Annotated in this window: 3 protein-coding genes; 1 reads left to right on the top strand and 2 read right to left on the bottom strand. The window is 43.8% G+C overall.

The genetic code is table 11. The features are described 5' to 3' along the window. Nucleotides 1-780, top strand: a 780-nt coding sequence (locus KIH86_RS20145) for an IclR family transcriptional regulator (protein WP_322098666.1), incomplete at its 5' end; no start/stop codon positions are given. 145 nt (nucleotides 781-925) lie between these two features. Here the strand turns inward: KIH86_RS20145 and KIH86_RS20140 are convergent. Then, on the bottom strand, nucleotides 926-1738 hold the full coding sequence (locus KIH86_RS20140) for a polysaccharide deacetylase family protein (protein ID WP_223081993.1): 813 nt from the start codon (nucleotides 1736-1738) through the stop codon (nucleotides 926-928). A 174-nt stretch (nucleotides 1739-1912) separates the two neighbouring features. Beyond that, nucleotides 1913-2722 (bottom strand): helix-turn-helix transcriptional regulator, encoded by an 810-nt coding sequence (locus KIH86_RS20135; protein WP_223081991.1) that lies wholly within the window; start codon nucleotides 2720-2722, stop codon nucleotides 1913-1915. Nucleotides 2723-2877: the final 155 nt, after the last annotated feature.

Below are 2877 nucleotides of genomic sequence, written 5' to 3'. Positions count from 1 at the left end.
GTGGACTCCATCAGTTCTGAAGTAGGAACGTTAAAAAAAGGACTTGATTTGTTGATGCTATTAATCAACCGGCCAAATCTCACTGTACAGGAGATAATGGTTGCTCTTGAATTCAACAAGAGCACTACATATCGATTGGTCAGCACATTGGAACTAAATCACTTTATCGATCGCAATGATAATAACCGTTATCAAATTTCGGATAAATTCGTGCATTCGCTGATGTCGCAGAGTGTTCGTCAGTCATTCGATTTGAATTGGCTCTCTGTTCCGCCCATGATGAAGCTAAGCAAGCTAACGAACGAATCGATCGATGTCTCCGTCTTGAGAGGAACGGAAGTAGTGATTTCGCAAGTCGTAAGCGGACTTTATTCGACACGGACCCATCAGGAAGTGGGATATGTAAATTCAGTTCACTACACCGCAGGCGGGAAATGCATACTTGCTTTCCAAGAAGAAGAAACGTTGCAGCGCTTGGTGAATGCAATTAAGTTCGAGAAGAAGACAGACAATACGATCGTTGATCCCGCCACTTTCATAGAACAGCTGCATCAAATCAGGGAGAACGGGTACTCGCTGGACAATGAGGAGTCGGAAGTCGGGGTGCGGTGCATTGCGGCACCTATATTTAGAAATGGCAGAGCGTTTGCGGCTGTTTCATTATCCGGCCCTTCTACCCGTGTCACAACAGAAAAGGATCATTTCCATATCCCGGCCGTCCGGCAATGTGCGGATGAGATAACCCAAATCTTGACTACGCCAGAGTTGTTGATGAATTGAATGCAAGGATAATAAGCTTCGCCGGGCACCTGGCATGCCAAAGACGGCCTGACTCATGATTCAATGAGTCAGGCCGTCTTCGGCAGAAATTTCACTTCGCAAAAATAATCCGGATGAGCCTCAGTGGTGACAACTCCTTGGGGCGTTATGACCCTGGCGTTAGCTTCGGGAAAATAATATTATCAAACGGGGTTTCGGAAGATTCCCCTTTGATTTCATTTCTGTGTTTGGAGGATTTCATGAGCTCGGAGACCGTCACAAAGCGAAATCCCTCTTGCTGCAGCTTGGGCAAAATAATTTTCAAGGCCTGAACGGTCTGGGATTGGCCATATACATGATCATGAAATAATACAATATCTCCGTTCCTGGCGTTTCGTATGACCTTATTCGCAATCTTGTATACGCCGGGACGGCTCCAATCTCTTGTGTCTTGATGCCAGGACCACAGGACAAGCTTTTCCCCCTGCCCGGTCGAGATTTTTACCAAATCATCATCATAAAAGCCTCCCGGAGGCCGAAACAATCCGCTCCGCTTGCCTGTAATATTCAGGATCTCTTCTTCTGTCCGCTCCAGTTCCTTTACCACAAGGTTCCCGTTAACCGGCCGTTTGAAATACACATGATGATACGTATGATTGGCCAGCTCATGCCCTTCCTCCACCACTTTTCGGGCAACCTCAGGATAGGCATGAAGACGCTCTCCAATGGCGAAAAAAGTGCTTTTGGCATGATACTGCTTCAATAGATTGAGAATTTGTTCCGTCTCCACCGGGTCCGGGCCATCATCAAAGGTTAACGCAATAACCTTTTGATCGGTATGTACTTCCCACAGCACGGATCCATTCTTCTCATATAGCTCACGGCTTGCGGGAATCACATCGTTTCCCCATGCTGTACCCTGATCGCGCAGCAAAAGAAAAATGGTGGTTAACATGATCATCCAAAATGATTTTTTCATTTGACCCCGATTCCTTTCTGATCCCTTTCAAGCTCTATGAGAGATACTTTCTCCATTAAAGGCGTTTTTTAGTGAAGAAATATATCCCAGAATCAGGGTCTGCCAATAACGGCCAGTACCGGGCCGGCAACCGATTCATCCAACCCACCGGACATGAAGCCAAGCAAGTTTCTATTAAAGCTGCTTTAATTTATGCCTTGTACCCTCATCTATGGGCATTTGAATGGTGATATTGGCTCCCTCAATTTCTGCTGATCGAAATGAAATATAACTGAGGTATAAGTTTCCCGCTACAGGGTGATGCAACAGTTTTTGACCCTCTGGCGTTCCCATAATGCCTTGGTTATTCCACCATTTATTAAATAAAGGATTATTTTCATTTAATTCATTTATGATCTCATTTATTTCATGATCGTTCTCATAATAGTTGTAATTGGCTCTCAATTGTTCAACACGTAATTTGGAGTGTCCTTCCCAATCATGCAGCAGCTCCTTGAGATAAGGATCATTGAACGCTCTCCAAACGGAATTTCTTTCTTTCGCATTCATTTTTTGATAATTGCCATATACCTTTAGCGCAGTTTCATTCCATCCAATGACCGATAATTTGTTATCCGTCACATAAGCGATATTAGGATTTTGACTATCCAGGAATTTCTGCAAGGTGTCCGAAATCGCAACGGAAGCTGCGTCTTCCACAGGCAATTTTTTGTCAGACAAATTAAATAAATATCTTCTTTCTTCGTTATTCAATTGAAAAACCCGACTCAAAGAGAGCAGCACGTCTATGGATGGGTTCACATTCTGTCCCTGTTCAATGCGCACATACCAGTCAATGCTGACTCCGGCCAAGTCCGCAACTTCTTCTCTCTTCAGCCCTTCCACTCTTCTTTTTTTATCGCATTTGAGTCCGAATTGTTCGGGTCTCAGTGTGGATCTTTTCTTTTTTAAAAATAACCCAAGCTCCTTGCTTTTCGATATCATGACAACCTCTCCCATTTCGGTTCTGCTGAACATAGGCATTATTAATCATATGATAACCTGGCTTCTATTTAAAATGATTTCATCATTATACACTATCTTCATAACTCATAGAGAGGAAGATGTGAACATGACCAGTGATCTGAGATCCCGGAATT

This window comes from Paenibacillus sinensis (assembly GCF_019904155.1).
Taxonomy (GTDB): domain Bacteria; phylum Bacillota; class Bacilli; order Paenibacillales; family Paenibacillaceae; genus Paenibacillus_AQ; species Paenibacillus_AQ sinensis.
The sequence above is the reverse complement of the archived record's forward strand: the minus strand, read 5'-3'. Positions and strand labels throughout refer to the sequence as shown.

Coding starts and splice junctions, on each gene's coding strand:
- KIH86_RS20135 (WP_223081991.1), bottom strand. CDS start 2,722: ATGATATCGAAAAGCAAGGAGCTTGGGTTATTTTTAAAAAAGAAAAGA.
- KIH86_RS20140 (WP_223081993.1), bottom strand. CDS start 1,738: ATGAAAAAATCATTTTGGATGATCATGTTAACCACCATTTTTCTTTTG.